The sequence below is a fragment of the Rhodococcus sp. HNM0569 genome (assembly GCF_012726205.1).
In the GTDB taxonomy this organism is placed as follows: Bacteria; Actinomycetota; Actinomycetes; order Mycobacteriales; family Mycobacteriaceae; genus Rhodococcus_F.
Genome location: NZ_JAASAE010000003.1, coordinates 420355 through 442458, shown reverse-complemented (window position 1 = coordinate 442458; position 22104 = coordinate 420355). Strand labels below are relative to the sequence as shown.

The 22104-nt window shown below is 68.4% G+C and carries 22 protein-coding genes; 14 read left to right on the top strand and 8 right to left on the bottom strand.

Annotated features, from left to right (window positions below):
- Positions 1 to 46: 46 nt before the first annotated feature.
- The 3 genes from fdxA to HCA44_RS06705 form a co-directional block, all read right to left on the bottom strand.
- Positions 47 to 373, bottom strand: coding sequence for a ferredoxin (gene fdxA / locus HCA44_RS06715; protein WP_169647734.1), 327 nt, complete (start codon positions 371 to 373; stop codon positions 47 to 49).
- A 90-nt stretch (positions 374 to 463) separates the two neighbouring features.
- Positions 464 to 961 (bottom strand): 2-oxo-4-hydroxy-4-carboxy-5-ureidoimidazoline decarboxylase, encoded by a 498-nt coding sequence (gene uraD, locus HCA44_RS06710; protein WP_169647733.1) that lies wholly within the window; start codon positions 959 to 961, stop codon positions 464 to 466.
- Positions 962 to 987: 26 nt separating this feature from the next.
- On the bottom strand, positions 988 to 1653 hold the full coding sequence (locus tag HCA44_RS06705; RefSeq protein ID WP_169647732.1) for a GntR family transcriptional regulator: 666 nt from the start codon (positions 1651 to 1653) through the stop codon (positions 988 to 990).
- A 130-nt stretch (positions 1654 to 1783) separates the two neighbouring features.
- Between HCA44_RS06705 and HCA44_RS06700 the strand changes: the two genes are divergently transcribed.
- From HCA44_RS06700 to HCA44_RS06660, 9 genes are all read left to right on the top strand, one after another.
- Positions 1784 to 3298: an NAD(P)/FAD-dependent oxidoreductase gene (locus tag HCA44_RS06700; RefSeq protein WP_169647731.1), complete on the top strand. Its 1515-nt coding sequence runs from the start codon at positions 1784 to 1786 to the stop codon at positions 3296 to 3298.
- Positions 3295 to 4728: a nucleobase:cation symporter-2 family protein gene (locus HCA44_RS06695; RefSeq protein WP_169647730.1), complete on the top strand. Its 1434-nt coding sequence runs from the start codon at positions 3295 to 3297 to the stop codon at positions 4726 to 4728. Before HCA44_RS06700 ends, HCA44_RS06695 begins: the two co-directional genes overlap by 4 nt.
- 208 nt (positions 4729 to 4936) lie before the next feature.
- Positions 4937 to 6733, top strand: coding sequence for a molybdopterin-dependent oxidoreductase (locus HCA44_RS06690; protein WP_169647729.1), 1797 nt, complete (start codon positions 4937 to 4939; stop codon positions 6731 to 6733).
- 113 nt (positions 6734 to 6846) lie between these two features.
- The gene (locus HCA44_RS06685) at positions 6847 to 7137 is read left to right on the top strand and encodes a helix-turn-helix transcriptional regulator (protein WP_169647728.1); all 291 of its coding nucleotides are present in this window, start codon (positions 6847 to 6849) and stop codon (positions 7135 to 7137) included.
- Positions 7130 to 7660 (top strand): hypothetical protein, encoded by a 531-nt coding sequence (locus tag HCA44_RS06680; protein ID WP_169647727.1) that lies wholly within the window; start codon positions 7130 to 7132, stop codon positions 7658 to 7660. Before HCA44_RS06685 ends, HCA44_RS06680 begins: the two co-directional genes overlap by 8 nt.
- A gap of 62 nt (positions 7661 to 7722) precedes the next feature.
- Positions 7723 to 8619, top strand: a complete 897-nt coding sequence (locus HCA44_RS06675; RefSeq protein ID WP_169647726.1) for an ATP-binding cassette domain-containing protein — start codon at positions 7723 to 7725, stop codon at positions 8617 to 8619.
- Positions 8616 to 9824 (top strand): ABC transporter permease, encoded by a 1209-nt coding sequence (locus tag HCA44_RS06670; RefSeq protein WP_169647725.1) that lies wholly within the window; start codon positions 8616 to 8618, stop codon positions 9822 to 9824. The genes HCA44_RS06675 and HCA44_RS06670 overlap by 4 nt, the downstream gene beginning before the upstream one ends.
- A 79-nt stretch (positions 9825 to 9903) precedes the next feature.
- Entirely contained in the window at positions 9904 to 11421 is a 1518-nt protein-coding gene (locus tag HCA44_RS06665; protein ID WP_169647724.1) for a carboxyl transferase domain-containing protein, read from the top strand.
- 4 nt (positions 11422 to 11425) lie between these two features.
- Complete coding sequence (locus HCA44_RS06660) at positions 11426 to 12109, top strand: haloacid dehalogenase type II (protein WP_169647723.1); 684 nt, start codon at positions 11426 to 11428, stop codon at positions 12107 to 12109.
- A gap of 12 nt (positions 12110 to 12121) precedes the next feature.
- On the opposite strand, the gene HCA44_RS06655 is transcribed toward HCA44_RS06660, so the two are convergent.
- Together HCA44_RS06655 and HCA44_RS06650 are read right to left on the bottom strand one after the other, a co-directional pair.
- Positions 12122 to 12844 carry a hypothetical protein gene (locus tag HCA44_RS06655; RefSeq protein ID WP_169647722.1) on the bottom strand — a complete coding sequence of 241 codons (723 nt, stop codon included), beginning with the start codon at positions 12842 to 12844 and terminating at the stop codon, positions 12122 to 12124.
- A 76-nt stretch (positions 12845 to 12920) separates the two neighbouring features.
- Positions 12921 to 13919 carry an ABC transporter substrate-binding protein gene (locus HCA44_RS06650; RefSeq protein ID WP_169647721.1) on the bottom strand — a complete coding sequence of 333 codons (999 nt, stop codon included), beginning with the start codon at positions 13917 to 13919 and terminating at the stop codon, positions 12921 to 12923.
- A 182-nt stretch (positions 13920 to 14101) separates the two neighbouring features.
- On the opposite strand from HCA44_RS06650, the gene HCA44_RS06645 reads away from it, so the two are divergent.
- Both HCA44_RS06645 and HCA44_RS06640 read left to right on the top strand, forming a co-directional pair.
- Positions 14102 to 16000 (top strand): propionyl-CoA synthetase, encoded by a 1899-nt coding sequence (locus tag HCA44_RS06645; protein WP_169647720.1) that lies wholly within the window; start codon positions 14102 to 14104, stop codon positions 15998 to 16000.
- A gap of 47 nt (positions 16001 to 16047) precedes the next feature.
- Positions 16048 to 16602, top strand: a complete 555-nt coding sequence (locus HCA44_RS06640; protein ID WP_169647719.1) for a dihydrofolate reductase family protein — start codon at positions 16048 to 16050, stop codon at positions 16600 to 16602.
- On the opposite strand, the gene HCA44_RS06635 is transcribed toward HCA44_RS06640, so the two are convergent.
- Positions 16580 to 17215, bottom strand: a complete 636-nt coding sequence (locus HCA44_RS06635) for a TetR-like C-terminal domain-containing protein (RefSeq protein WP_169647718.1) — start codon at positions 17213 to 17215, stop codon at positions 16580 to 16582. The two genes, HCA44_RS06640 and HCA44_RS06635, sit on opposite strands and share 23 nt — an antisense overlap.
- 140 nt (positions 17216 to 17355) lie before the next feature.
- Between HCA44_RS06635 and HCA44_RS06630 the strand changes: the two genes are divergently transcribed.
- A complete protein-coding gene (locus HCA44_RS06630) occupies positions 17356 to 18585 on the top strand; it encodes an MFS transporter (RefSeq protein WP_169647717.1) in 1230 nt (409 codons plus the stop codon).
- Here HCA44_RS06630 and HCA44_RS06625 read toward each other — a convergent pair.
- A complete protein-coding gene (locus HCA44_RS06625; RefSeq protein ID WP_169647716.1) occupies positions 18573 to 19490 on the bottom strand; it encodes a mechanosensitive ion channel family protein in 918 nt (305 codons plus the stop codon). The two genes, HCA44_RS06630 and HCA44_RS06625, sit on opposite strands and share 13 nt — an antisense overlap.
- A 69-nt stretch (positions 19491 to 19559) precedes the next feature.
- On the opposite strand from HCA44_RS06625, the gene HCA44_RS06620 reads away from it, so the two are divergent.
- Positions 19560 to 20261, top strand: coding sequence for a response regulator transcription factor (locus HCA44_RS06620; RefSeq protein ID WP_169647715.1), 702 nt, complete (start codon positions 19560 to 19562; stop codon positions 20259 to 20261).
- Positions 20258 to 21583: a HAMP domain-containing sensor histidine kinase gene (locus tag HCA44_RS06615; protein WP_169647714.1), complete on the top strand. Its 1326-nt coding sequence runs from the start codon at positions 20258 to 20260 to the stop codon at positions 21581 to 21583. The genes HCA44_RS06620 and HCA44_RS06615 overlap by 4 nt, the downstream gene beginning before the upstream one ends.
- Positions 21584 to 21716: 133 nt before the next feature.
- Here the strand turns inward: HCA44_RS06615 and HCA44_RS06610 are convergent, their stop codons facing one another.
- Positions 21717 to 22079 carry an FKBP-type peptidyl-prolyl cis-trans isomerase gene (locus HCA44_RS06610; RefSeq protein WP_169647713.1) on the bottom strand — a complete coding sequence of 121 codons (363 nt, stop codon included), beginning with the start codon at positions 22077 to 22079 and terminating at the stop codon, positions 21717 to 21719.
- Positions 22080 to 22104: the final 25 nt, after the last annotated feature.

The following is a 22104-nucleotide window of genomic DNA, read 5'->3' as shown; positions in this document are numbered from 1 at the left end:
CCTGTGCGCGAAACCGGCGTACAGGGACTCGTCAAGTGCTCACAAGCTATTCGCCCTCGCCCATCGGGGGCAGGGCCTTCACGAACGGCGGGTCGTAGTCGACCTTGCCGACCTTCGCCGCGCCGCCCGGCGAACCGAGGTCGTCGAAGAAGTCGGCATTCGCCTTGGTGTACTCGACCCACTGGTCGGGCACGTCGTCCTCGTAGAAGATGGCTTCGACGGGGCACACGGGCTCGCACGCACCGCAGTCGACGCACTCGTCGGGATGGATGTAGAGCATCCGGCCACCCTCGTAGATGCAGTCGACCGGGCACTCTTCGATGCACGCCTTGTCCAGGACATCGACACACGGTTCTGCGATGGTGTACGTCACGGCTGTTCCGACCTTTCCTGCCAGGACTGCGACACTGCTACGCGGCCAAGTCTGCCACCATCCCGATCACCGATACGAGGAAGCCAACCCTCACTTGTGCTCGTCCAGCAGTCGCCGCAGGCGTAACGCGTTGATCGCGCCCAGGTGTTCGCGTACCAGGCGCCACTCGGTGTCCGGGTCGTTCGCGAGGCGTGCGGACATCGCATCGACGACCTGCTCGGCGGACAACCCGTCCGCGCGGATCAGGCATACGTGCCCGAACCGCTTCTCGTAGGCATCGTTGAGCTCGACGAGACGACGCGCCGTGTCGACCTGCGCATGCGCCGCGGCGGATTGCTCACGCTCCGACGACGACCCCGCGGCCGGGCGGCCGCCGATGCGCGGATGCGCCTCGACCGCCACACGGACTTCGCCGTCCGGTTGCGCTGCGAGGACGTCGGCGGCGGCGGCGAACAATGCCTGCTCGGACGCGAACGGCCGCCGCGCGACGAGAGCATCCGCCCACTCGGGCGAGCCGGACAACTCCACGAGGGCAGCGCGTAGCCCGGGGTCGGTGTTGAACGCGTCCAGACCGGAACGAGTGCTCATACGCGCCGATTGTGCCCTGTGCGCGTTCACGCGGTGAGCTCGTCGGCGTCGCCCGCGTCGGGCACGTACGGGCGCCGCCCGTGGTGCGCGTGTGCGCGACGCACGAGTGCACGATCGCCGGTCGCGAGCGCCTCGAGCAGGGCGTCGTGGCGTGCGAACGCGGCGTCCAGGTCGCCGACCGCTTCGGCTTCGCCGTGGATGTCGCCTGCCATGCTCACCTGCATCTGTCGCAGTAGCCGTTCGTAGGCGATCGTGAGCCTGCGGTGTCCGGTGCTCTGCACGAGCGCGAGATGGAAGCTGCGGTTGGCGTGCGCGAAGGCACTCGCGTCTGCCCGCTCGGCGGCGGCACGCATGCCCTCGCGTGCCGCGATCAGCGGTGCCAGCCGCGCGGAATCGAAGTCCGTGACGAGCAATTCGCACGCATAGGCTTCGAGCACGTGCCGGAACGAGAAGATCTCGTCGAGATCGTCCTCGGTGAGTTCGACGACACGATAGCCGCGCCGCGGAGTTTGCTCGACCAGTCCGTGACTCGCGAGTACGCGCAGCGCTTCCCGCAGCGGCGGACGACTGATGCCGAGCTCGTCGGCGAGCCGCGGTTCCGTGATGCGTTGCCCGGGGGCCAAAGTCCCGGCGACGATCATCTGTTCGATACTGGACACGGCGAGGCTCACCAGGCTCTCTTGCACGATCATGACGTCACCGTAACCGCCTTTGCGCGTGGTTAACCGGCCAGAAATACGAATTCACGTCTTTGTAGTTTGTCGTCTGTAGACAGTTCTCGACAGATTTCACCTCATGCCCCGCACGCCTCCCGGAGGACCCATGACCAGCGCCGAGAACGGGGTCGCCGCCCTGACCGCCCGCGTCCACCGCGACCTGGAACTGAGTGCCCCGCCGCCCCGTTGGTGGGTGCCGCACACCGAGGGCACCGACTACGAGGTCCTCGTCGTCGGCGGCGGGCACGCCGGCCTGGCGGCGGCTTTCGCCCTGACGCGCCAACGTATTCCGAGAGTCCTCGTAGTCGATCGCAATCCGCGCGGCACGGCGGGGCCGTGGCGCTCGTACGCGCGGATGCACACCTTGCGCAGCCCGAAGTGGATGCCCGGCATCGAACTCGACGTGCCGTCGCTGTCGGTGCGGGCGTGGTTCGAGGCCAGGTACGGCGCCGACGCGTGGGAGTCGATCACCTATGTCCCCCGCCTCGACTGGGCCGACTATCTCGACTGGTACCGCGAGGTGCTCGAACTGCCGGTGCGCTGCGACACCGACGTCGTCGCCGTGCACGAGCCCACCGAACCGGACGGCCCGTTCCGGATCGTCCTCGAGCACGGGGGCGAGCACGACACCGTCACCGCACGACGCGTCGTGTTCGCCCCCGGCCTCGACGGCGCGGGCGGCCCGTCGGTACCGCCGGCCGTCGCGTCGCTACCTCGTTCGCTGTGGGCGCACAGTGCGGACGACATCGATTTCGCTGCGCTCGAAGGAAAATCGGTCGGCGTCCTCGGTGCGGGCGCGAGCGGCTGGGACAACGCCGCGTGTGCTCTCGAGGCCGGCGCCGATCACGTGACGCTCTTTGCGCGACGCGACGAGATACCGACGCACAACCCGCTGCGCTGGATGGAGTTCGTCGGCTTCCAGCACCACTACGCCGACTGGAGCGACCACCAGAAGTTCGAGTTCTCCTGCTACAGCGGCGGTCTGCCGCAGCCGCCGACGCAGTACGGCGTGTGGCGGTGCCGCGACTTCGACAACTTCACGCTCGCACTGGGCTCCTCGCTCGAGTCGATCGCGGTGACCGGCGACGACAAGCCCCGGCTGACGGTCACCACGCCCGACGGTGAGCACGAGGTCGACTTCCTCGTCGCCGCCACGGGGTATGTCACCGACCTCCGGCTGCGCCCCGAACTCGCCGCATTCATCGACCACATCGCACTGTGGGAGGACCGGTACGCGCCGTCACGCGGCACCTCCATCGGACCGTGCCCGTATCTGGGCGGCGGATTCGAGTTCACCGCGAAAGACCCCGACGCGGCGCCGTGGATCTCCCGGCTGTTCCACCTCTCGGTGGGTGCACGCGCAAGCATGGGCGTTGCGGGCCACCAGCTCTCGGGCATCGGCGCCGGCCTCGCCCGGCTCGCATCGACGATCGCGCGGGACGCATTCCTCGAACACACCGACGAATTCGTCGCGCAGTTCCGCACTGTCGAATCGGTCGAAGTGCATGACCTGGGCCGCCACGACGGAGCCGGACCTCGGCCGTCGTCCGCACGGTACGCCGAGGCGGACGAACAGCAGACGCTCGTTCGCGCCCTCCGTTCCGAAGGAGCGCCGCAATGAGCACCTCCCCCACCGCCACGAACTCGGTCGATCACATGCTGCCGTGGCCGCGTATGGCCGCATTCGGTCTGCAGCACGTGCTCATCATGTATGCGGGCTGCGTGGCGGTACCACTCGCATTCGGCGCCGCCCTCGGCCTCGACCGGCAGACGATCGGCATGCTCGTCAACGCCGACCTCCTCGTCGCCGGCATCGTCACGGTCATCCAGAGCATCGGCGTCGGACGAATTCTCGGTGTGCGCCTGCCCGTGATCGCGGGTGCGACGTTCGTGCAGATGACGCCGCTGATCCTGATCGGTCAGGAGTACGGCATGCAGGCCGTGTACGGCTCGATGATCGCGGGCGGCGTGATCGGCCTCGTCATGGCGTGGCCGTTCGCCAAGGTGGTCAAGTACTTTCCGCCATTGGTCACCGGGTCGGTGCTCGTCGTCATCGGGATCTCGCTGATCGGCGTCGCAGGCGGATCGATCGTCGGACAGGACCCCGACGGGCCGAACTACGGAGACTTGACGAACCTCGCACTCGCGGGCCTCGTCATGGTCGTCGCGATCGGATTCCTGTGCGTCGCCCGAGGGTTCTGGGCGCAGGCCGCGATTCTCGTCGCACTCGTCGTCGGCTTCGTGGTCGCGATTCCGTTCGGGCTCCTCGACTTCGGAGCGGTCGGCGACGAGCAGTGGTTCGGGATCGTCACGCCGTTCCACTTCGGGGCCCCACAGTTCCCGATCGCGGGCGTCGTCTCGTGCGGCATCGTGATGATGGTGATCTTCGCGGAATCGCTGTCGAGCATGATGGCGCTCGCGGAGATCACCGGCAAGAAGGTCACGCGCGGCGACATCGCGCGCGGCCTTGCCGCGGACGGTCTCTCCGGTGTGCTCGGTGGCATCATGAACGGCTTCGCCGACACGGTGTTCAACCAGAACGTCGGGGCGGTGCGCACGACGCGCGTACACAGCCGCTATGTCACGGCACTGGCGGGCATCGTCCTCGTGGCGCTGAGCCTCGTGCCGAAGATGGGCGCGGCGGTGGCCGCACTGCCCGCGCCGATCATCGGCGGCGTCTCACTCGTGCTGTTCGCGACGATCGCCGTCGTCGGCGTGCAGGCTCTGCGCCGCGCGCACCTGCACGACGGCGTCAACGCGACGATCGTGGCAGTCGCCGTGGGCCTCGGCCTGCTGCCGAAGTTCATGCCAGGAATGTTCCACAACATGCCCGACTGGTCGCTCACGATCGTGTCCGACGGGGTGGTGCTCACCGCGGTCAGCGCCTTCGTGCTCAATCTGGTGTTCAACCACACCCGCTTCGCGACGCGCGCCGACCGGGCACCCGAGGTGCGTGCGGCGTACGAGGCGAACGCCGACAACCCGTACGAGGGCGTCGAGGCGAATCGAACCGCCGACGAAGAGGGAGCCGCGGCCGTCGCCGGGCGCTGACAGAGCCGGCGTCGTACGCCTCCCGCATTGAGCCGGCATGGTCGTCGGTAACCCCAGTCCAGCGGTTCGCAGCACGGTGCCCTGCGCCGCGGATTACGATCATGTGCGTTCTCCCTTCGGCAGTGTCGCCCGCGTGGAGCACGTTTCGCCGGAGGACCGACACGCCGGAGCACACCGCGGTGACTGAAGGTCCCGAAGGAGCAGCGCCATGGCAACAGGTAGCGGTCCTACTCGCGACGATCTGCCTGCGCCGGGCGCGAGGATCACCCCGAACGCCTCGGCCGATTTTCGGCGCGAGCTGGACAAGCGGCACTACGACGCCGTCGACGATTCGTGGGCGGGATCGGTACCGGCACAGTACGGGGTGGCGCCACGGATACGGATCGGCCGCAGCAAGTGGTTCAATCTTCTCTGGCTGCTCCCGATCGGATTCGTGTTACTGATCATCTCCGTCGCGGTGGCCAAGGGTCTGCGTGATGTTCCGGCGGTGACCCAATTCATGGAGGACCATCCGGGCACCATTACTCCGCAAGGTGCCGAGGACCACGCCGGATTCCCGGCCTGGCTGGGCTGGCAGCACTTCTTCAACATGCTGCTGATGATTCCGATCATCCGCTCCGGGGTCACGATCATCGCCGACCATCCCCGCTTCTACTGGACCCGGCACTCCACCCCCGGCAAGGACTGGTTCCGGGTGCAGAAGCCGGTGCCCAGTGACCCACTCTGGACGGCCAAACAGGATTCGATCACCCTGCCCGACGGCATCGGTCTGCCCGGCCGTCGCCATTCGATCGGCCTGGCGAGATGGTGGCATCTCGGGATCAACACGCTGTGGCTACTCAACGGAATCATCTTCTACATCCTGGTTTTCGCCACCGGCCACTGGCAGCGCCTGGTCCCCACCAGCTGGGACGTCTTTCCCAGCGCCGTCTCGGTACTGATCCAGTACCTTTCCCTGGATTGGCCGACCGACAACGCCTGGGTCGCCTACAACAGCCTGCAGATGCTGGCCTACTTCGTCACCGTCTTCATTGCAGCCCCGCTGTCCTTCCTCACCGGGCTTGGCATGTCTCCTGCTCTGTCGACCAAATTCAGGTGGATCAGCCGCATATTCGGTATTCAGTTCGCGCGTTCTCTGCATTTCCTGGTGCTGCTCTGGTTCCTCCTGTTCATCGTGATGCACGTGACGCTGGTCGTGACAACCGACGCACTCCACAACTTCGACATGATGTACACGAACACCGACGACGCCGACAGCTGGAACGGCTTCTGGATCTTTGCCGCGTCCGTGGTCGTGATGGTCCTCCTCTGGGTCGCCGCCACCCCCTTCACTTATCGGCATCCGCGCGTCGTCCAACGCGTCGGCTACGCCCTTGTCGGCCCCGTGCAGCGACTGTTCGAGCATCTCGATTCCCGACCCGGGGAGTACACCGAAAAAGACATCTCGCCCTACATGTGGCACAACGGCAAGTATCCGGAGACACCCGAGTACAAGGCCCTGTACGAGAGCAACTTCGCCGACTACCGGCTCCAGGTCTCCGGTCTGGTCGAGAACCCCGTGGAACTGGACCTCGAGCAGCTGCGCCGGCTGCCGTACCACGAGCAGATCACCCAGCACTTCTGCATCCAGGGCTGGTCCGGTGTCGCCAAATGGGGCGGTGTGTCCATGCAGACCATCGTCGATCTGGTCAGACCGACCTCTGCGGCGAAGTGGGTGATCTTCTACTCGTTCGCCGAAGGGCCGGACGGCGGCATCTACTACGACGCACAGCCCATCGAGCAGATGAGCTACCACCTGACCATGCTGGCGTACGACATGAACGACGAGACGCTGCCCTACGGACACGGCGCACCGTTGCGCCTGCGCAACGAAATTCAGCTCGGCTTCAAACTCGTCAAGTGGATCAAGGGCATCGAATTCGTCGACGACTTCAAGGACGTCGGCGGCGGCGAAGGCGGCTACAACAACGACCACGAGTTCTTCGGCTACCGGCAGTCCATCTAGAAAACCCTCCCCGAGTACCAGAAGCACCGTGGCGGGCGGTGCGTGGCAGCCATCGACCTACCGCCTGTCGATAAACCTTGACAGATCGTTGTGTTTTTACAACACTTTGTTGCATGAGTCCGGTCCGACGGGGGGTGTCACTCCCCATCTTCAACCGCATCGGCGTATTGCGCGCCGAGCGCGGGATGAGCCGGGCACAACTCGCCGAACGCGTCGAGATCAACCCGCAGACCGTGGGGGCACTCGAACGGGGCGACCATTACCCGAGCCTCGACCTCGCGTTCCGCATCTGCGCCGTCTTCGACCTCCCGGTCGAGGCCGTGTTCTCCCGCACCGAGTTCCCGCCGCTGTCGGCCGAGCTCTATCGCGACCGCACTCGCGAAGGAGGATCTCGCGATGAGTGACGACAACCTGATCACCCGCTACCAGCAGTTCCGCACCCGCCGGTTCCTGAAGAACCACGAACGCACCCGAAACATGCTGCCGTCGTGGCGGACCCGCGGGCGGCGCAGACTGCTCACCGGGGTGGTCGCTGTGTCCATCGCCCTGTTCGCGCTGTGCGGCGTACTCGTGGTCGCGGCCGACCGCATGTGGGCGTTGCCGCTGCTGCCGATCACCGCGGTGTTCTTCGCCGCGTGGACCGCACTGCAGATCGTGTCGAGCCGCCAAGGCGACGCGCCGCGCGACGCGCTCGACGAGTGGGAGATCGCGCGCCGCAACAGCGCCCGCTCGGTCGGCCTCACCGTCACCCAGGTCGTCGGCATGATTCCCACGGCAATCCTGATCTACGCATCGTCGACGGCCGACGTCGACCGCGACCTCGCATATGCGTGCGGGGTGTGGTTCGTGGCGGCGCTACTCGCGGGCGGATGCCTGCCCGCGATGCTGCTCGCGTGGAGCGAGCCCGACAGCGAACCGGAGGACTGACAGCCGACACCCCATCCGATCCCAGTTCGACCACCCGCTTTTCGAGCGCAAGGAATCTGCCCATGACACAGACTCTCACGATCGACCGAATATCCAAACGCTACGGCGACGTCGTCGCGCTCGACGACATGAGTTTCGACGTCCGCCCCGGCGAAGTGTTCGGCTTCGTCGGCTCGAACGGCGCGGGCAAGACCACGACGATGCGGATCGTGCTCGGCGTGCTCGCCGCCGACTCCGGCGAGGTGCGGCTCGGCGACCGTGCCGTCGATCTCGACGTGCGCCGCACGATCGGTTACATGCCCGAGGAGCGCGGCCTGTATCCGAAGATGAAAGTAGGCAAACAGCTTTCGTACCTCGCCCAGTTACACGGCCTGTCCGCGTCGGATGCCCGTACCGCGGTGGCACGGTGGACCGAACGGCTCGGCATCGCCGAACGCCTCGGCGACACCGTCGACTCGCTGTCGCTCGGCAACCAGCAACGCGTGCAGCTCGCGGCGGCACTCGTCCACGACCCTGCGGTGCTCGTACTCGACGAGCCGTTCTCCGGCCTCGATCCCGTCGCCGTCGACGTCATGAGCGACGTGCTGCTCGAGAAGGCCCGCACCGGGGTTCCGGTCATCTTCTCGAGCCACCAGCTCGAACTCGTGCAGCGACTGTGCGACCGCGTCGGGATCATCGCGAAGGGCCGCATGCGCGCGCTCGGCACCGTCGACGACCTGCGTTCGGGCGGCGACGCACGTCTCCGGGTCGTCGCACCCGACGCACAACCCGGCTGGGCGCAGCACCTGCACGGAGTCACGACACTCGCGCACGACGGCGACGTCACCGAACTCGCCCTCGGCGCGGGCGCGGACGACCAGGACGTGCTGCACGCCGCGCTGAAGACCGGCCCTGTCCACGAGTTTTCGGTGGCACGTCCGTCGCTCGCCGAGCTGTTCCGAGAGGTGGTGTCCGGATGAGCGCGCCGCTGAGCAACACTCGCGCGATCGGCCTCGTCGCACGCCGCGAATTCCAGACCCAGGTAGCCAAGAAGAGCTTCGTGATCAGCAATGTGCTGGTGCTGCTGGCGATAGTCGGCGGCATCGTCGCGACGTCGATCTTCTCCGGCGGCGACGACAACGAGGCGCAGCGCGTAGGAGTCGTCGGCGCCCCCGCACTCACCCAGGTACTCGCGGCGACCGGCGACGCGCTCGGGGTACCCGTCGAGGTGTCGGCACCTGCCGACGGCGCGGCCGCGCGAGGAGCCGTCGAATCGGGTGATGTCGATGCCGCGGTCCTCGTGGCCCCCGACGGCGACGTCACCGTCATGTCGCAGGATTCCCTCGGCTCCGATCTGTCGATGGTGGTCGACGCGGCCGTCCGACAGCAGGCCCAAAATCAGGCGCTGGCAGCGGAAGGCGTCGATCCGGCCACCGTGGCCGCCGCGATCGACTCGGTCTCGATCCGGTCCGACGTTCTCGATCCACCCGATCCCGAACAGGGGCAGCGCGTCGCATTGTCGATCGCCGTCGTGGTCGTGTTGTACATGCAGATCCTCGGATTCGGCATGTACGTCGCGATGGGTGTCGTCGAGGAGAAGTCGAGCCGCGTCGTCGAACTCCTGCTGTCGACGGTGCGTCCGCTGCAGTTGTTGTGGGGCAAGGTGATCGGCATCGGCCTTGTCGGCCTGATGCAGCTGGTGATGTACGGCATCGCGGGCGTCGGTGCTGCCCTCGCGACGGGCGTGCTCACCATCACCGGCACCGCGGTGAGCGTCTTCGCGTCCACGATCGGCTGGTTCGTGCTCGGCTTCGCGTTCTTCGCGGTGCTCTACGCCGCGGCAGGGTCGATGGTGTCGCGGCAGGAGGACGTCAACTCGACGGCGATGCCGCTCATGATCGTGATCCTCGCGATGTTCTTCAGCGCGTTCACCGCCGTGGACAACCCGGACGGCACCCTCAGCAACGTGCTCAGCTGGATTCCACCGTTCTCCGCGATCATGATGCCGCTGCGTATCGCGGCGGGCGTCGCGAGCCCCGCGCAGATCGTGGGCACCATCGTCCTGATGCTCGCGGTCACGATCGCGCTCAGTTGGGTGGCCGCGCGCATCTACCAACGCTCGATCCTGCGGATCGGCAAGGTCGTGTCGTGGCGCGAGGCTCTGGGCGCCGGTTCGCGGGCGTGACCGGTGCGTCGACCTTCGCGACGCGCCGGGGAAGGACAGCTAGGGTGACTCTCATGAGCGCACGCCGGAAGTGGGACGCATGAGCCCGCGCGGCTCGGCGAGCCGTCCGTCGGCCCGCGACGTGCTCGACCTGGTGCTCGACCAGGACTCGTTCACGTCGTGGGACGAGGCGCCGCTCGATCCGCGACCGAACGAGCAGTATCGGGACGATCTGCGTCGCGCGCGCGAGCGTTCGGGGGTGGACGAGTCGGTACTGACCGGAACGGGCACGGTGCGCGGACGGCGAGTCGCCGTCATCGCGTGCGAGTTCACCTTCCTCGCCGGGTCGATCGGCGTGGCCGCCGCCGAGCGCATCACCCGGGCCGTCGAACAGGCCACCGCGCAACGGCTTCCACTGCTCGCGTCCCCCGTGTCCGGGGGCACCCGCATGCAGGAGGGCACCCTCGCGTTCGTACAGATGGTGGAGATCTCGGCTGCGATCGCCGCCCACAAAGCGGAGCGGCTGCCCTATCTCGTGTATCTGCGCGGCCCCACCACGGGTGGCGTGTTCGCGTCGTGGGGCTCACTCGGGCACGTCACCGTAGCCGAACCCGGTGCGCTCGTGGGCTTTCTGGGCCCCCGAGTGTACGAGTCGCTCTACCACGAGAAGTTTCCCGAGGGTGTGCAAACGGCGGAGAACCTGTACCACCACGGCGTGATCGACGGCGTGGTCGCGCCCTCGCGCCTCCGGCTGCTGGTCGACCGCACACTGCGGGTACTCGTCGACCCGCCTCGGCAGCGGCCGGGCTCGGCAACGGCAGACGCGACGGTCACCCGCGACCTCCCCGACGCCCCCGCGTGGCAGTCGGTGCTGTTGTCGCGGCGGTCCGATCGGCCCGGCATCCGCCAGCTGCTCCGGCACGCCGCCACCGAGCAGGTGCCGCTCAGCGGGACCGGGCAGGTGGGCGCGCCGCGCACGGTGCTGTTGTCGCTCGCGCGCTTCGGCGGCATGCCGTGTGTACTCCTCGGCCAGGATCGCAGCGGGCAGTCTCCCGTGAACACGATGGGTCCCGGCGCTCTACGCGACGCGCGACGCGGCATGCGCCTCGCCGAAGACCTCAGCCTGCCCCTCGTGCTGGTGATCGACACGCTCGGCGCTTCGCTGTCCCGCGAGGCCGAGGAAGAGGGCCTGGCACCCGAGATCGCACGGTGCATCTCGGATCTGGTCACCCTCGACACCCCGACGGTGTCGATCCTGCTCGGTCAGGGAACGGGCGGCGGTGCGCTGGCCTTTCTGCCGGCCGACCGCGTGCTGTGCGCCCAGAACGGCTGGCTCGCACCGCTTCCCCCGGAGGGAGCGAGCGCGATCGTGCACCGGGACACCGCACACGCACCGCAGATGGCCGCCGCCCAGGGCATCCGGGCAGCGGACCTGCTGCGCGACGGAATCGTCGACGCCGTCGTGCCCGAACACCCCGACGCGGCAGACGAACCCGTCGATTTCAGCAAGCGTGTGGGCGGCGCGATCGCCTGGAGCCTGCGCGATCTCGCCGCCGTCACCCACCACGACCGCATCGCGGCACGCACCCGCCGCTACCGCACCCTCGGGGTCCGGTAGCGGCGTGGCACGGTACGACGCATACCTGTTCGACGTGCAGGGCACGCTTCTCGACTTCCACACACCGGTGACGGCGGCCTTGTCGGCACACCTGCCGGAGGCACCGACGGACCTGCCTGCGCGCATCGCGCGGCGGTGGCGCACCGAATACTTCACGCGGGTCGCGGCACTCGACCAGTCGGTGAACCGATGGACCCGCGTACAGGACGTCTACGCCGACGCCCTGCCTGCCGTCGCCGCAGAGTTCGGCGTCGAGATCGACGACACCCGGGCACGGGAACTCGCCGATGCTTGGCGGAGACTGCTCCCGTGGCCGGACACTGTGGAGGGCATCCGTACGCTCCGGCAGTCGGCACTCGTCGCGCCCCTGTCCAACACCGACATGGCGACCGTGATCGGCATGTCCAAACGGCTCGGGATCGACTGGGACGCGGTCCTGACCGCGGAGGCGTTCGGCGCATTCAAACCCGAGGCACGGGTGTACGAGCGCGCGCTGCGCTTCCTCGGCATCGACGACCCGTCCAGAGCAGTGATGGTGGCCTCGCACCCGTACGACCTGCGTGCCGCACGCGAGCACGGCATGCGCACCGTGTTCGTGTACCGGCCGCTCGAACACGGCGACGCGCGGTACGCCGAGGACGCGACGGAATTCGACCACCGCGTCGACGACGTCCGCGACATCCCGTGACGTGCCGACCGGCTACGCCGCCGCCCTGTTCCTGATGCGGAACAGTTCCCGACCGACCGCCGACAACACGCACTCGACGACGTCACCCGTGGTGCCGTGGTGCGCCGCCCACCCGCGCACGAGGTCGAGATAGGTGGCGTACTGCTCCGCCGTCCAGGCGCGCTCGACATTCCATTCGACCACCCCGGCGTGCGCGAGCGTCTGAACGACATTGCGGTCGAGGACGAGCGCGCCGCCTCCGGAAGCGGACGCGAAGTAGAGCATCTTGGTGAAGAACGGTGCGCCGAGATAGGGCACGTGCGCGGCTCCGCCCCGGCTGAGGGCCTCGTACGCCGCGACCGGACCGTCGGCCTCCAGCACGTCGAGAGCGACGCCCAACTTGCCCACGACGCCGTCCTGCACGAGCGGACGCATACGACGCGGGACGTCGCGCGCCGACGTGCCCGTACCCCACACTGCCGCCGCGACGTACAGCTGGACCGCGCCGAACTCGCTCGGCTCGCGCGTGACCCGGGCGCCGACGTCGAAGACGGTCGCGCGGTCGACGACGTGCCATCGGCCGTCGCGCGCCGCGTCGGTGAGCTCGGCCGGCCACATCCGCGGATCCGGCAATGCCGCGATCCACCGAGCACGGTCGAAACGGGCCGACTGCGCCAGCACGTCGTGCCGGTCGGGCAGGTCGACACCGAGCGATGCGAAGCGTGCGATGTCTGCGTCGACGACTTCCGTGTTCATGATCTCCCCCTCGTCCGGCGGTCCCCCTGACCGCCTCGGCGCGGACGCTAACGCGCGCCACCGACACGACCGCATCTCACGCGGCGCCGAGCTTCTCGAGCTGCGGAGTGATGCGTTCGAGCGAGTAGGCGATCGACGAGCTCGACGGCGTGTTGAACCCGACCACCGTCGGATAGTCGACGACGGCGAGGCCGCCCTGTTCGACGGACGGCAGCTGCGCGAAACCCGGTAACGCCAGGAGGTCGGCTTCGGTTCCGCCGTTCGGCAGCATCACGAGAAGGTCGGCGTCGAGTGCGTCGACGCGCTCGGGGCTGAGGGTCAGCCGTCCGCCGGTCGCGCCTGCTTCGGCGACGAGCGGCGCAGGCAGCGAGAGGCCGAGGCTCTCGAACACGGCAGACGCGCCGTCGTCGGGATCGGCGACCACGACGATCTGCTGCGCGTCGACGAGGAACTGCGCGAGCACCGCGGTCCTGCCGTGGAGACCGGGCAGCCGCGACGCCAGGGAGGACACGGCGTCGTTCGACTCCTGCACGATCTGCGCCGCACGGTCTTCGACGCCGAAAACCCTTCCGAGCACGGTCAACTGGTCCTGCCACGAATCGACTTGGGCGTCGCCCAGCGGGCCGATCGTCGGGGCGAGCGCGGCGAGTCGGTCGAACATCGACTGGTCCGCGATCTGCCATGCACCGAGAATCAGATCCGGCTCGAGCGCCGCGATCTGTTCGGCAGGCAGCGCGGCGCCCGCGCTGCGCATCGCGGCCCGGTCCAGCTCGACGGCGTCCGTACTCATTCCCTGCTCCCACGGATAGAGCCCGCGGTCGTCTCCGCTGTCGCCTGCCGAAAGATACGCGACGGGTTGGATTCCCAGCTCCAGCAGTGCGTCCACCCATTGACTGCTGGCGGCGACGACGCGTTGGGGAGTGCCCTCGATCGTCGTGGTGCCGAACTTGTGCGAGACGGTCGTCGCGCGGCCGACATCGGCGTCGGAGGCGCCGTCGCCGCCCGAGCCGCACCCGGCGACCAACAACACCACGATTCCGAGCACGACGACCAGAGCCGCACGTCCACCGCGCATGACATCCTCCCGGACTGAGTTAGGGGAGGCTCACCTTTGCACATTGTCGACGTGACCGGTAGAGCGTCGTCCGCTCGCCGAGCCGACCACGCCTTTCGCCGCGCGAATCTGCACGTCGCGCCCTCGCGTCACCCGAATGACCTATTGTGCCCTGAGCCACACCCGCAGGAAGAGGTCCGGTCATGAACGTCCCCGCCCCGTCGTACGCCGAGGTCTATGCGCGCAGCATCGACGACCCCGAGCAGTTCTGGCTCGACGCCGCGCGCGGCGTCGACTGGGACACCGCGCCCACCCGCGCACTCGACGCATCCGGTGCGCCGGCCTACCGGTGGTTCCCCGACGGCACGCTCAACACGTCGGTCAACGCGCTCGACCGGCATGTGCGCGCGGGCAACGGCGAGCGCACCGCGCTGATCTACGACTCGGCGATGACCGGCACCCAGCGCTCGTACACCTACCGGGAACTGCTCGACGAGGTCGCGCGCTTCGCGGGCGCGCTGCGTGAACTCGGTGTCGTGGCGGGCGATCGCGTCGTGGTCTACATGCCGATGATCCCCGAAGCGGTGATCGCGATGCTCGCGTGCGCGCGCATCGGTGCGGTGCACTCGGTGGTGTTCGGCGGTTTCGCCGCCAAGGAACTCGCCGCCCGCATCGACGACGCGGCGCCCGTCGCACTCGTCACGGCGAGCGGCGGGCTCGAACCGGGCCGCACCGTCGAGTACGTGCCGCTGGTCGAGCGCGCGCTCGCGATGGCGAAACGCCCGCCGCACACGGTCGTCGTCAAGCACCGCCGGGAGATCACGGCGTCGACGCCGCGGGATTCGATCGCCGCGTGGCTCGACTGGGATCAGCTGGTCACGGAAGCCGCACCGGCCGAACCTGTTTCGGTGGCGGCAACCGATCCGCTGTACATCCTGTACACGTCGGGCACCACCGGCAAGCCCAAGGGCGTGGTGCGCGACAACGGCGGCCATGCCGTCGCGGTCACGTGGTCGATGGCCAACATCTACGACATCTCGCCGGGCGACGTCTGGTGGACGGCGTCCGACGTCGGCTGGGTGGTCGGCCACTCGTACATCGTCTACGGCCCGCTGTTCGCAGGCGCCACGACGGTGTTGTACGAGGGCAAACCGGTCGGAACCCCCGACGCGGGTGCGTTCTGGCGGGTCATCGCCCAGTACGGCGTCAAGGCGCTTTTCACCGCACCCACCGCCATCCGCGCCATCCGCCGCGCCGATCCGGCCGCCGACGAGCTGCGCTCGCACGACATCTCGAGCCTTCAGACCCTGTTCAGCGCGGGCGAACGACTCGACCCGGACACCTACGCGTGGGCCTCCTCGGTACTGGACCGGCCGGTCGTCGACCACTGGTGGCAGACCGAGACCGGCTGGGCGATCTGCGCCAATCTCCGTGGGCTCGAACCGATGCCGCTCAAGTCCGGATCACCGTCCGTTCCCGTGCCGGGTTATCGTGTCGAGATCCTCGATGCCGCAGGCGCTCCCCTACCGGCGAACACCGAGGGCAATATCGTGCTGCGGCTGCCGTTGCCTCCCGGAACGCTCGTCGGACTGTGGAACGACCCGGACCGTTTCGTGCGCTCGTACCTGTCGACCTTCGACGGCTACTACCTGTCCGGCGACTCCGGTTACGTCGACGACGACGGCTACGTGTTCGTCCTCGGCCGCAGCGACGACGTCATCAACGTTGCCGGACACCGACTTTCGACAGGCAGCATGGAGGCCGTCGTCGCGTCGCATCCCGCGGTGGCCGAGTGCGCCGTCGTCGGTGTGCGCGACGAACTCAAGGGGCAGCGGCCGACGGGGTACGTCGTGCTCGAGCGCGGCGCCGACATCGACGACGACAGGCTGCGCGACGAACTCGTCGCGATGGTCCGCGATCAGATCGGTGCGGTCGCGACATTCCGCGACGTCACGGTCGTGCAGGCCCTGCCGAAGACACGCTCGGGCAAGATCCTGCGCAAGACGATGCGACAGATCGCCGACCACGAGGAATACACCGTACCGTCGACGATCGAGGACGCGAGCGTGCTCGACGTACTCGCCCGCGAGTTGCAGAAGTAGACCCGAACCGCGCGAACGCTCCCGGCACCGGTCGTACAGTCGACCGTATGGGACGCATCGTGTACAGCACCGCGGCCACGCTCAACGGCTTCCTCGCCGACGAGCGCGACTCGCTGGACTGGCTGTTCGCCGTGCCGGGCGGCGACGGGCCCGACCCTGCCGAGGTGCTCGCGCAGATGTCGGTGCTCGTCTCGGGCTCGACCACCTACGAGTGGGTGCTGGCCCACGAGCATTTCGTCGACGAACCAGCCCGCTGGCACGCGGCGTACGGGGCGCGGCCGATGTTCGTGTTCACCACGCGCGAGTTGCCCGTACCGGACGGCGCGGACGTGCGATTCGTGCGCGGCACCGCGTACCGCGCGCTCACCGCGATCCGGGACGCGGCGGGCGACGGCGACATCTGGATCGTCGGCGGCGGCGACCTGGCCGGCCAGTTCCTCGACATCGGCGCGCTCGACGAGATCGAGGTGATGGTCGCGCCCGCTGCGGTGCACGGTGGAGCACCTCTGCTGCCGCGGCGCGTGCCGCCGAGCCGGCTGGATCTGACCTCCGCACGCAAAGTAGGACAGTTCGCCGTGCTCAGGTACCGGGTGCGGAACTGATCTCGCGCTCGGTGACCTCGTACTCGGTGTCCGCGGCCTCGCGATCTGCATCGGTGTCGAACGCCGCGTCCACGAGGGCCGGGACGTCCGGTAGATCCAGCGGCGGGAGATCGAACAGGACGCGGTACACGATCGGCGCGATGACACGATCGATCACGCGGTCGACCGTCGGACCGCCCAGCGCGACGGGGGCGCGGTCGACGATCGCCTCGATCTGGCTCCGGCAGAATCCCGCGCACACGTTCCGGTGCGATCCACCGGGAGACTCGTTGTTGCTCACGACGATCGAGCGAAGCGCGTCGCGACCGGCCGGACTCGCCGTCTCCTCGAGGTACTCGCTCGCCCACTGCACGAGGTCGCCTCGCACACAGCCGGTGCGGGCAGGCGACGCGTCGGGGCGCAGTCGTTCGAGGAACACGTCGGCGAACACCTCGTTGAGGTCGCCCCAGCGGCGATAGATGGTCGACGGGGTGACTCCGGCGTCGGCGGCGATCATGGGCACCGTGATCTCGGCACGTGCGCGTTCGCGCAGCAACCGGCGCGTCGACTCGTGCACGGCCTGCTGAATACGGGCGCTCCGTCCACCCGGACGGGGACCAGGCACTGGACTCATGCCCAGAGTTTACCTGGAAGAACCTCGCTAAATGCAAAATGTTTGCGTTAACCGCGCCGCCGCGCGTAGCGTTCGCTAACGCAAAGATTTTGCAGTAAGTAATAGCGGCGCCCGCACGCGTCGCCGGCGGGAGGTACTCGATGTCGACGGCAACACCCACGATCTCCGAACCGCCCACCCGACGCCTCGCGCGTGGCCCGGCGTTCGCGTTCGTCGCGGTCGTCGTCGCGAGCCTGCTCGGCGCGTCGGCCGCGCCGACGCCGATCTACGAGGTGTACGAACGCGACTGGGGATTCTCGTCGCTCCAGTCCACCACGGTGTTCGGCATCTACGCGCTGAGCCTGCTCGCCGCACTGCTCACGGTCGGCTCGCTGTCCGACCACGTCGGCAGGCGCCCGGTGCTGTTCGTCGCGCTCGCGGTCGAGGCCGCGTCGATGGTGGTGTTCGCGGCCGCGGACGGCGTGGGGCTGCTACTCGTCGCCCGCGTCGTCCAGGGTTTCGCGACCGGTGCCGCGATCAGCGCGCTCGGATCACTGCTCATCGACCTCGAACGCCGACCCGGTCGCGGAGCAGTCGTCAACAGCATGGCGCCCGGAGCGGGTCTCGCCCTCGGAGCACTCGCGTCGAGCCTCGTCAGCGAACACCTCCCGCGCCCGACGACGACGGTCTACCTGTTGCTCCTCGTGCTGTTCGTCGCGGAAACCGCCGTGGTCGCGGCCCTTCCCGAGACCGTCACGCGGCGTCCGGGCGCGCTGGCCACGCTGCGCCCCTCGCTTGCCGTACCCGCGTCGTCGCGCACCCCGATGCTGCTCACGGCGCCGTGCCTCGTCGCGGTCTGGGCGCTGGGCGGGTTCTACCTCTCGCTGGGGCCCACCCTCGCGCACAACGCCCTCGACGTGCATTCCTCGCTCGTCGGCGCGATCATGGTCGCGCTCCTCACGGGCACCGGCGCCGTCACCGTGTTCGTGCTGCGCAACTCCCCCGCGCAGACAGTCCTCGCGGTCGGCTCGGGCGCACTCGTCGCAGGCGTCGCCGTCACGCTCGTCGGTGCCGAGGAATCGTCCGCTCTGCTCGTGCTCGCCGGCACCGTGGTGGCCGGCGCCGGCTTCGGCGCGGGCTTCCAGGGCACGATCCGCACGGTGATGCCCACGGCCGGACCGAGTGAACGCGCGGGCCTGCTCGCGAGCGTGTACGTCGTCGCCTACCTCGCGAACAGCGTCCCGGCGTTCGGCGCGGGTTATCTCGTGACCCGCATCGGAGTGACCGACACCACCCGCCTTTACGGCGGGCTCGTCATCGTGCTGGCCGCGGTCGCGCTGGCAGCGAGCGTGCTACGGCGACCCGTGGCCGCCGCCGCTCAGACCGACTGACGGTTCGCGGTGAACAGGTTGACGAACGGTTCGTCGACGTCGTCGCGTTCGAATGCGGTGAGCGCGGCACGCGTGAGATCGCGCTGCACGGCCCACTGCTTGCCCGGCTTCGTCTTGGCGGTGACGCGGATGGTGACCGACTGGGCCGTCACCGAGTTGACGCCGAGCAGTTCGGGGGCCTCGAGGACGTCGGGCGCGACCTTGTCGTTCTCGGCGGCGTCGAGGACCGCACGCAGCGCGACCTCGCACGCGTGGTGGACATTGGCCGAATGTGCGATCGGCAGGTCGACGACGGCGACCGCGTAGCCCTGACTCATGTTGCCCACCCGCAGGATCTCGCCGTTGCGGCAGTACCAGAGGGTGCCGTTGATGTCGCGAATGGTGGTGACCCGCAGGCCCACGGTCTCGACGGTGCCCACCGCCTCGCCGAGGTCGACGACGTCACCCACCCCGTACTGGTCCTCGAGCAGCATGAAGATGCCCGACAGGAAGTCCCGCACGAGGTTCTGCGCACCGAAACCGAGAGCGACACCGATGATGCCCGCCGACGCGATGAACGGTGCGACGTTGACGCCGAGCACGCTCAGGATCTGCAGCACGACCCACACGAGGATCACGATCGACACGGTCGACTTGAGCACCGACCCGATCGTGCGGGCGCGCTGCGCACGCCGCTCGCTCATCGCCGCGTCCTTCGCGCCGCGCGGCATCCGCTCGGTGAGCGGGCGCAGCATCGTCGGCTTCTGCGACGGGTCGCGGGGGCGCGTGGCGCGGTCGATCAGCTTGTGCAGTGCGAACCGCAGCACCACCGCGAGAGCGACGTAGATCGCGATCTGGATGGGCCTCTGCACCAGCCAGTCGCGCCAAGTGTCGGTCAACTCGAAAGCTATCAACTCGGAAGTCATCGGGGAAAGTCTACGTACGTTGCACGCACAGGACCGGTGACGACGGGCTCACTCGGGCAGAATCGAAGCGTGAACGACTCCGCGAGTGTCCTCGTCGTCGACGACGATCCCGATGTCCGCACGTCGCTCGAACGCGGCCTGCGGCTGTCCGGTTTTTCCGTCGTCACCGCAGGTGACGGGCGTGAAGCGTTGCGCGTCGTCGAGGAAATGCAGCCCGATGTCATGGTGCTCGACATGAACATGCCGGTGCTCGACGGCACCGGCGTGGTCACCGAACTGCGTGCGAAAGACAACAACATCCCGGTATGTGTGCTCTCCGCCAGAAATTCGGTCGACGACCGGATCGCGGGCCTCGAGGCCGGTGCCGACGACTATCTCGTCAAACCGTTCGTTCTCGCCGAGCTCGTTGCACGCGTGCGTGCGATGCTGCGCCGCCGCGCCGCCGAACCGGCGCGGGAGGGGGCGGGCGAACCGATCCGTATCGGCAACCTCGAGATCGACCTCGCCGGCCACCGCGTGTGGCAGTCCGGCACCGAGATCGCCCTCACCAAACGCGAGTTCGAACTGCTCGACGTGCTCGCCCGCAATGTCGGGATCGTGCTCAGCCGCGAACGGCTGCTCGAGCTCGTGTGGGGCTACGATTTCGCCGCAGACACGAACGTCGTCGACGTCTTCGTCGGCTACCTGCGCCGCAAGTTCGAGAACGACGGGTCGCCACGACTCGTACACACCGTGCGTGGTGTCGGATTCGTGTTGCGGGAGCCCGAGTGAGTGCTGCACCCGAGCAGCATCGACGTCACTCGTTCTCGCTGCGGACGCGCGTCGCAGCCGCGACGGGCCTGGGTGCGCTCATCATCGTCGCGGCACTCGGCGGGCTCGTGGCCGCCGCGATCGCGCGCAACAACCTGGCCCAGCTCGACCGGCGGCTCGAGGCCGCATCGACGATCGTCGTGCCCAATGCCGCGGTCGCAGGCCCCTTCCTCGGCGCACTCGGCGACGCAGGCGCGTTCGCGATCACGATCCGCGACCAAACCGGCGACGTGGAGTCGAGCACGCCGACCCAGCTGCCACCACTCGCCCTCGGTGCCCACACCGCGTACGTCGAGGACACCAAGTACCGCACGTTCACCGCGGCCTCGCCCACCACCCGCTACCGCATCTCGATCGCCGTCCCCTACGCCGAGGCCCAGGACATCACCACCGACCAGCAGAAACAGGTCGCCCTCGTGGGTGCCCTCGCGGTCGCCGCATCGCTCGGGCTCGGCTGGCTCTTCGGCGGACGGGCGGTGCGTCCCCTCGTCGTCCTGACGCGGCGCATCGCGAACCGCGAGCCACAGCTGCTGCCGTCGGCGTCGGGTGTACGCGAGGCGGACGAGCTCGCGGCCGCGGCCGAGTCGATGCTGCGCGACGTCGCGGACGCGCAGGAACGCACCAATGCGGCACTCGCCACGGCGCGGGATTTCGCTGCGGTGTCGGCGCACGAGCTGCGCACCCCCCTCACCGCGATGCGCACCGACCTCGAAGTGCTCACCAACCACCGGCTCGGCGACGACGACCGCGCCGAGATCCTCGCCGACCTCGCTCGCGCGCAGGGCCGCGTCGAGACCACGCTCGCCGACCTCGAACGGCTCGCGCGCGGCGAACTGTCCAGCGACAAGGATTTCGTCGACCTCGATCTACGTGACGTCGTCGACGTCGCGGCCGCCGACGCGCGCCGTCACCACCCCGATCTCACGATCACCGTCGACGCCGACAGCACCCGGCTGCGGGGGTTGCCCGCGGGCCTGCGGCTCGTGGTCGACAACGCCGTGACCAATGCCGCGCGGCACGGGCGCGCATCGCACGTCGCGATCGGGCTGCATCGCGTCGACGGCACGGTGCGCATCGTGGTCGACGACGACGGCTCGGGCGTGCCGGAGCGCGAACGCGAGCACGTGTTCGACCGGTTCGCGCGTGGCACCCACGCCGCGAAGACCGGCTCGGGCCTCGGCCTCGCCCTGGTCGCACAGCAGGCCGCGCTGCACGGAGGACGCGCCTGGTTCGACGAGAGCCCGCTCGGCGGTGCCCGTCTCGTCGTCGAGCTCCGCAGCTGAGAACCCCGCAACCGACTGGCCCCGGATACAGCTCTGGCCGCAATGTCACCTCGTGTGCGTCGAATGCACAGGGTGCGACATTGCGGCCAGGGCCGGGATCATCGCGGCCGGGGCGGCCGGGTGACCGGTGGGATCAGGGCTTCGCGTCGAGCAGGTCGATCACGAACACCAGCGTCTTGCCGGACAACTGGTGCCCCGCGCCTGCGGGACCGTACGCAAGTTCCGGCGGGATGGTGAGCTGGCGACGACCGCCGACTCGCATACCGGGGATGCCGTCCTGCCAGCCCTTGATGAGGCCGCGCAGCGGGAACTGGATGGACTCGCCGCGGCTCCACGACGAGTCGAACTCCTCGCCCGTCTCGTAGTCGACACCGACATAATGCACCTCGACGGTGCCACCGGGTACTGCCTCTGCGCCGTCCCCGACCACCAGATCCTTGACGACCAGATCGGTGGGGGGCGGACCCTCCTGGAACTCGATGACCGGCTTGCTCATGTTTCTCCTCAGCTTGCTGACCGGA